The following is a 6,649-nucleotide window of genomic DNA, read 5'->3' on the forward strand; positions in this document are numbered from 1 at the left end:
CTCGCCGTGCGAGGCGGCGGCCACAGCGCCAGCGGCCAGGCGGTGTGTGACGGCGGTCTGGTGATCGACCTCTCGGCCATGCGTGGCGTGCGCGTTGACCCGACCGAGCGCAGCGTACTGGTGCAGGGCGGCTGCACCCTGGGTGACGTCGATCACGCGACCCACGCCTTCGAGCTCGCCACCCCCTTCGGCATCATCTCCACCAGCGGCGTCGGGGGCCTCTCCCTCGGCGGCGGAAGCGGCTACCTTACCCGCCACTACGGGCTGACCATCGACAACCTGCTGGCCGCCGACGTGGTGCTGTCCGATGGCAGCTTCGTGACCGCCAGCGACGAGACGCATCCCGACCTGTTCTGGGCGCTACGCGGCGGCGGAGGTAACTTCGGGGTGGTCACCGCCTTCCAGTTCCGCTGCCATCCGGTGCGCAACGTCATGGCCGGACCGGTCCTGTATGACCTGGCCGACACCGGAGCGGTGCTGCGCTGGTATCGCGACTTCCTTCCGTCGGCGCCGGAAGCGCTCAACGGCTTCTTCATGGTCGGCACCGTGCCGCCGGCACCGCCCTTCCCGGAGGCCCTGCATGGCCGCCATGTCTGTGGCGTCGTCTGGTCTATAGCGGCGACCGCGAGGACGCCGACGCCGCCCTCGCTCCGGCACGCGAGTTCGGCTCGCCGCTGCTGGACGGCATCCACGAGGTGCCCTTCCCGGCCCTGCAGTCGGTCTTCGACCCGCTCTACCCGCCGGGGCTGCACTCCTACTGGCGAGGCGACTTCTTCACCGAGATCACCGACGAGGCGATCGCCGTCCACGAGCGCTTCGCCGAGGTGCCCACCCCACTCTCCACCATGCACGTCTACCCCACCGACGGAGCCGTCCACCGCGTGAGCCGGGAGGAGACCGCCTTCCACCACCGGGCGGCCAACTGGAGCGCCGTGGTAGTGGGTATCGATCCCGACCCGGCCAACGCCGACCGCGTGCGCGACTGGGCCGTGCGCTACTGGGAGGCCCTGCACCCCAGCTCGGCCGGCGGGGCCTACGTGAACTTCATGATGGACGAGGGACACGACCGAATCCGGGCCACCTATGGCGAGAACTACGCGCGCCTGGCGCGCATCAAGGCGCGCTACGACCCGCAGAACCTGTTCCGCCACAACCACAACATCCCGCCGGCACTCCCGGCGTGATCATCACGTCTAACGAGACGAAGGAGAATTACGATGAAACCCCAAGCGCCCCATCCCCTGACCCTCGCTGCCCTTGCCCTCGGCGCCCTGGCGCTGGCCGCCCCACCACTGGCGGCGGGCGACGACCCACCGCCTATCGCCGTGCAGGAGCTGACCGAGCGTAGCGTCATCACCGACGAGGTGAGCCTGGAGATCAGCCTCGCCGTCGAGGGCCGGGACCGCCAGGTCCTGGAGCTGCCCGACCCCGGGCGGGTCGCCATGGCCGAGATCACCGTCCAGCCGGGGGCGGCCTTCCCCTGGCACACCCATCCCGGCCCGGTGATCGCTACCATCCGCCAGGGCACCCTGGTCTACGTCTATCCTGATGACTGTGTCGAGCGCCCCTATACGGCTGGCGAGCTGTTCATCGACCCGGGATTCGACAACATCCACAGCTCCTTCAACCCCAGCGAGGACGAGGTCGCCGTGGTGGTGGCGACCTTCTTCAACGCTCCCGAGGGCGAGAACGGCCAGGGCCTGACCCTGCCCGGAGAGCCTGAGCAGAGCTGTCCCGACCTGCCTATCGGCAATGCTCACTGAGCCGCCTTGCCCCGGTGCCTGATGGCACCGGGGCCTGGACCTGCCGTCACCGTCGGGTCTCTCCGCGCCCCCGCCGAACGACACTCGGGCCGGGAAGTCTCATGAAGTCATGGGCTCTCCTCCCTACGGATCAACGGCATGGCCATGACGCTTGCAACACGAGTCGCCGCCTTCTTGCTGGTGACGGGGCTGATCGCCACCCTGCTGGTGGGACACGGCAGTGTCAGCCGGGGCTACGAGGCGCTGCTGGCCCTGGGGGATATTGCGGCAGGCAACGAGGAAAGCCGGCTGAAGCTGCGAACCCCGGACCCCAGCCGTGAGGGCCTGTCCTATGCGATCGACGAGCGTGAGTACCAGGCGGACCTCTACCGCCCGGAGGAGCCCCACCGGGGCAGCTTGATTCTGGTCCATGGCCTCACCGAGGCGGGTCGCCGCGATCCACGCCTGATGGAGTTCGCGATGACGCTGTCCCGCCTGGGGTTCACGGTGATGGTGCCGGACCTGGAGGGCCTGAAGAACTATTCCATCAGCACCCGCGAGGCGGAGTCGATCGCCGATGCCATTCGCTATGCCGCGGATGAGCTGCCGGCAGGAGAGTCGGACACGGCGGTGGCCGCCATCAGCCTGGCGGTGGGACCGGCGCTGATCGCCGCCAAGCAGGAGGATACCGCGGACCGGGTACGCTTCCTGATCGCCCTGGGGGGCTACTACGACCTGACGGACATGCTGCGCTATGTCACCACCGGTGAGGACCGTGGCGGCACCGGCCAGGAGGCACCACCGCCGCTGCAGGAGGGTCGCTGGGCGATGCTGCTGAGCCAGCTTCACTGGCTGGATAACGAGGAAGACCGGGCATTACTGGCCGCCATCGCCCGGCGCAAGCTGGACGACCCTCTCGCCTCGGTGCAAGCCAAGGTGAATCGCCTGGGACCAGAGGCGCAGGCGGCTTACAACCTGGTGACCAATGAAGATCCCGAGCGGGTGGAGGCGCTGATCGCGGCACTACCGCCACCGATGGTGGAGGAGTTCGAGGCGCTGGATCTGTCGGCGCGGAATCTCGACAAGCTGCAGGCACAACTGGTGCTGATTCACGGGCCGAATGACCGGGTGATCCCGGTCAGCCACAGCAGGCGCTTACAGGACGCTCTGCCCCAGGGCCAGGCCCGGTTGTATGAGGCCGGGGGGCTCGAGCATGTGGAGGTATCCCCCGGCTGGCGGGACGGCTGGGACCTATGGCGCGCGACCACTCGTGTGCTGGCTCTGGGGGAGCAGCAGTGAGGCTTCCTGAACGGCGGACGCCGGGGACGCGGCTACGGCAGTTGCTGATCACTCGAACGGCTTGCGGGCGGTGATGGCCCTGGCAGGTCATGATCAGAACCACCGCCTGCGCTTGAACCAGACGACCATGCCGATGGCAACGGCGATCATCACGCCCCACACCATGGGATAGCCCCAGTACCAGCCCAGCTCCGGCATAGCAAAGGGGCTGGTGGGGTGCTCGAAGTTCATGCCGTAGACGCCGACGATAAAGGTCAGCGGCATGAAGACGGTGGCGATGATGGTCAGGGTTCGCATGCTCTCGTTGAGCCGGTGACTCATGCTGGAGAGATAGATATCGAGCAGGCTGGCGGCCATGTCGCGATAGCTCTCCACCAGGTCCATGATCTGCACGGTATGGTCGTAGACGTCGCGCATCCACATGCGCGTATCCGGCGTGAACAGGTCGTCGTGGTCACGCAGCAGCTGGTTGATGACTTCGCGGGTGGGCCAGAGATAGCGCCGCAGCATGATGAGTTCGCGCTTAAGACCATGCAGCCGCTCCAGGGTCGAACTGTCGGGGCGGTTGAGGATCTCCATCTCGAGTTCCTCGATACGCTCGCTATCCCATCCAGCACCGGGAAGGCGTGGTCCACGGCAGCATCGAGGTGGCCATAGAGCAGGTCGTCGGGTTCACCGAGCGCTCGTCCTCCCCGCTCCTTGAGCCGACGGCGTACCTCGACAAAGGGGTCCAGGCTCTCCGCCATCACGCTGACGACGATATTGCCACCCATGAACAGCGTCAGCTGGTAGATATGCAGCCTACCCTCGTCGTCCACCTCGGGTATGCCGAGGATGACCACCAGCGACGCATCGAAACGCTCGACCTTGGGCCGCTGACCGCCATTGAGTATGTCCTCCTGGACCAGCGGATGCAGACCCGCCCGCTCGCCGAGCCGCTCGAGTTCCTCGGCCGCCGGCATACCCTGCACATGCAGCCAGTACAGCGCCCCCTCCTCCGACGCTTCGGGAATCGCCTCGGATGCGACCTCGTGCACCTCGCCCCAGCGGCCGGCCTCGCGACAAACCAGGGAGAAGGTGGCGGGACCGTGCAGGGCCGCCTGTTCCATCGAGAGTTCTCGCAGGGTACCCGGCGCGGTGCCGGCCGGGTGATAGTGCTTCTTGAACAGACGGGTCATGAGAGACATCCTGGCAATTCGGCAAGCTAATAGTGGCATGCCCTGGGCGATGGGCGAACCCACCGTGATCGCCTGGCAGTTGTTCACGCGATTTCACCAGCCTGGAAGAGAACCATTTCGGCAGACAGAGACGCCCGAGAAGCCTACACTGCATCGCAGCATTCAGACTTCAAGGAGATAGCATGGCGAAGGACGACAAGAAGCTCATCGACCTCGCACTACAGGGCGGCGGTTCCCACGGCGCCCTGACCTGGGGCGTTCTCGACCGGCTGCTGGAAGAGGAGCGGCTGGAGATCGACGGGGTCAGCGGCACCAGTGCCGGCGCCATGAATGCCGTGGTATTGGCCGATGGACTGCACAAGGGCGGCCGCGAGGGTGCCCGGGAAGCGCTGCATACCTTCTGGAAGGGCGTCAGCGACGCAGCGCGTTTCTCACCGATCCAGCGCTCCCCCTGGGATCGGCTGATGGGCAACGACGGTCTCGATACCTCGCCGAGCTATCTCTTCTTCGAAAGCCTCACCCAACTGGTTCCCCCGGCGAAGCTCAACCCCCTGGGCATTAACCCATTGCGTGACCTGGTCAGCGAACTGGTGGACTTCGAGCGGGTAAACGCCTGCAGCAAGGCGAAGATATTCGTTACCGCCACCAATGTGCGTACCGGGCGCGCCAAGGTGTTCCGCCAGCCCGAGCTGAGCGTGGATACCGTCATGGCCTCGGCCTGCCTGCCGTTCATGTTCCCGGCCGTGGAGATCGATGGTGAGGCCTACTGGGATGGTGGCTACAGCGGCAACCCCGCCCTCTTCCCGCTGGTGGACGACCAGGGCTGCCGTGATCTGGTGGTGGTACAGGTCAACCCCCTGGTTCGCAGCCAGCTCCCCGAAAGCGCCCGGGACATCATCAACCGCATCAACGAGATCACCTTCAACACCAGCCTGATCAAGGAACTGCGCAGCATCCAGCTATTGCAGCAACTGATCGACACGGCGGACGTCGAGCTGGAGCGGTATCGCTCCATGCGCCTGCACCTGATCCATGCCGAGCAGGAGGTCGAGAAGCTCAGCGCCTCGAGCAAGCTCAACGCGGAATGGGACTTTGTTTCCCGGCTGCATACCCAGGGGCGTGCCTGGGCCGACCTTTGGCTCGACCAGCACTTCGATTCCATCGGCAAGTGCTCGTCCTTCGACCTGAATGCGGTCTTCCAGGATTCCTTCCGCCCCTTCGCCAGGCCTGAGGAAGCGCCCACCGGGCGTGGCGAGAGCGAGAAATGAAAGGTTAGCATGCCTACCTGACCTGATGGAGAGAACCGGTGCACGGCCGTGGTTGCGGCTTCACTGCGCCGGGCTGGCATGTGTGGGTCGTTTCGTGAATGCCGCCAGCCCGGCCTTGGCTTACCATGGGCCATCGCCACACTCGCCCGGAGCCGCGAATGCCGGATACCGACAACGCCTTCCAGGCCGCCCTCAGCCTGATCCTGGGCCTGGATCCGACCCTGCTCGGCATCGTGACCCTGTCGCTTCAGGTGTCGCTGGCCGCCGTTCTGGTCGGGGCGCTGATCGGACTGCCGTTGGGCGCCGCACTGGCGCTTTGGCAATTCCCCGGCCGCGGCCTGGTGGTCACGCTGCTCAACGCCTTCATGGGCCTGCCGCCGGTCGTGGCCGGCCTGCTGGTCTATCTGATGCTGTCCCGGGCCGGCCCCTGGGTGAGCTGGGGCTGCTGTTCACTCCCACCGCCATGGTCATCGCCCAGTCGTTGCTGGTGCTGCCCATCATCGCCGCCCTGACCCGCGACCATGTCCTGATCCTCTGGGACGAGTACCGCGAACAGCTGCACTCCTTCGGCGTGACTCGCCTTCGCGCCATGCCCAGCCTGCTCTGGGATGCCCGCTTCGCGCTGATGACGGTGATACTGGCCGGCTTCGGCCGGGCTAGCGCCGAGGTCGGCGCCGTGCTGATCGTCGGTGGCAACATCGACGGCGTGACCCGGGTGATGACCACGGCCATCGCCCTGGAAACCAGCAAGGGCAACCTGGCACTGGCACTCGGCCTTGGCCTGGTGCTGCTGGGCCTGGTGGCACTGGTCAACGGCACGGCCTATCTGGTCGGCGAACGTGCCAGGAGGAAACTGGGATGAACGACTTCTGCCAGCCCGCCACCTGGCTGCCACCCGTTTCGCCGACAAGCGAGCCCGTGCTGCGCCTGGAAGGGCTCGGCTTTTCCCACCGGGGCCAGACACTGCTGCAGGATGTCGACCTCACGCTGGCGCCCCGCGGTCGCACGGTGATACTGGGACCAACGGGGCCGGCAAGAGCCTGCTGATGCGCCTGGCCCATGGCCTGCTCGCCCCCAGCAGCGGTCAAGTGCGCTGGGCGACCCATGACAGCGGCCGCCTCCTGCGCCAGGCGATGGTCTTCCAGCGCCCGGTGATGCTGCG

General features: G+C 66.4%; 9 protein-coding genes and 1 pseudogene. 8 read left to right on the forward strand and 2 right to left on the reverse strand.

The genetic code is table 11. The features are described from left to right. From Q427_RS30140 to Q427_RS13425, 4 genes are all read left to right on the forward strand, one after another. On the forward strand, window positions 1-885 hold an 885-nt coding region (locus Q427_RS30140; RefSeq protein ID WP_197030637.1), incomplete at its 5' end, for an FAD-binding oxidoreductase. Further along, complete coding sequence (locus Q427_RS32295; RefSeq protein ID WP_197030638.1) at window positions 882-1,184, forward strand: BBE domain-containing protein; 303 nt, start codon at window positions 882-884, stop codon at window positions 1,182-1,184. The genes Q427_RS30140 and Q427_RS32295, both read left to right, overlap by 4 nt. 33 nt (window positions 1,185-1,217) lie before the next feature. Then, window positions 1,218-1,763 carry a cupin domain-containing protein gene (locus Q427_RS13420; RefSeq protein WP_043514662.1) on the forward strand — a complete coding sequence of 182 codons (546 nt, stop codon included), beginning with the start codon at window positions 1,218-1,220 and terminating at the stop codon, window positions 1,761-1,763. Window positions 1,764-1,901: 138 nt separating this feature from the next. Beyond that, the gene (locus Q427_RS13425) at window positions 1,902-3,041 is read left to right on the forward strand and encodes an alpha/beta hydrolase family protein (RefSeq protein ID WP_051496365.1); all 1,140 of its coding nucleotides are present in this window, start codon (window positions 1,902-1,904) and stop codon (window positions 3,039-3,041) included. Between the two features lie 93 nt (window positions 3,042-3,134). On the opposite strand, the gene corA is transcribed toward Q427_RS13425, so the two are convergent. Together corA and Q427_RS36910 are read right to left on the reverse strand one after the other, a co-directional pair. Continuing rightward, window positions 3,135-3,635, reverse strand: coding sequence for a magnesium/cobalt transporter CorA (gene corA, locus Q427_RS35345; RefSeq protein WP_269321242.1), 501 nt, complete (start codon window positions 3,633-3,635; stop codon window positions 3,135-3,137). Between the two features lie 68 nt (window positions 3,636-3,703). Beyond that, window positions 3,704-4,258 (reverse strand): annotated as a pseudogene (locus Q427_RS36910) (CorA family divalent cation transporter); the annotation flags it as partial. A gap of 143 nt (window positions 4,259-4,401) precedes the next feature. On the opposite strand from Q427_RS36910, the gene Q427_RS13435 reads away from it, so the two are divergent. The 4 genes from Q427_RS13435 to Q427_RS32310 all read left to right on the forward strand — a co-directional run bounded on the left by Q427_RS13435 (window position 4,402) and on the right by Q427_RS32310 (window position 6,534). After that, entirely contained in the window at window positions 4,402-5,487 is a 1,086-nt protein-coding gene (locus tag Q427_RS13435; protein ID WP_043514665.1) for a patatin-like phospholipase family protein, read from the forward strand. Between the two features lie 158 nt (window positions 5,488-5,645). Continuing rightward, window positions 5,646-5,999, forward strand: a complete 354-nt coding sequence (locus Q427_RS34065) for a hypothetical protein (RefSeq protein ID WP_231613689.1) — start codon at window positions 5,646-5,648, stop codon at window positions 5,997-5,999. Then, a complete protein-coding gene (locus Q427_RS34070) occupies window positions 5,951-6,349 on the forward strand; it encodes an ABC transporter permease (RefSeq protein ID WP_231613690.1) in 399 nt (132 codons plus the stop codon). The genes Q427_RS34065 and Q427_RS34070 overlap by 49 nt, the downstream gene beginning before the upstream one ends. Beyond that, a complete protein-coding gene (locus tag Q427_RS32310; RefSeq protein WP_051496368.1) occupies window positions 6,346-6,534 on the forward strand; it encodes an ABC transporter ATP-binding protein in 189 nt (62 codons plus the stop codon). The genes Q427_RS34070 and Q427_RS32310 overlap by 4 nt, the downstream gene beginning before the upstream one ends. Window positions 6,535-6,649: the final 115 nt, after the last annotated feature.

This window comes from Halomonas sp. BC04, from assembly GCF_000568385.1.

Coding starts and splice junctions, on each gene's coding strand:
- Q427_RS13420 (WP_043514662.1), top strand. CDS start 1,218: ATGAAACCCCAAGCGCCCCATCCCCTGACCCTCGCTGCCCTTGCCCTC.
- Q427_RS13425 (WP_051496365.1), top strand. CDS start 1,902: ATGGCCATGACGCTTGCAACACGAGTCGCCGCCTTCTTGCTGGTGACG.
- Q427_RS13435 (WP_043514665.1), top strand. CDS start 4,402: ATGGCGAAGGACGACAAGAAGCTCATCGACCTCGCACTACAGGGCGGC.
- Q427_RS34065 (WP_231613689.1), top strand. CDS start 5,646: ATGCCGGATACCGACAACGCCTTCCAGGCCGCCCTCAGCCTGATCCTG.
- Q427_RS34070 (WP_231613690.1), top strand. CDS start 5,951: ATGGTCATCGCCCAGTCGTTGCTGGTGCTGCCCATCATCGCCGCCCTG.
- Q427_RS32310 (WP_051496368.1), top strand. CDS start 6,346: ATGAACGACTTCTGCCAGCCCGCCACCTGGCTGCCACCCGTTTCGCCG.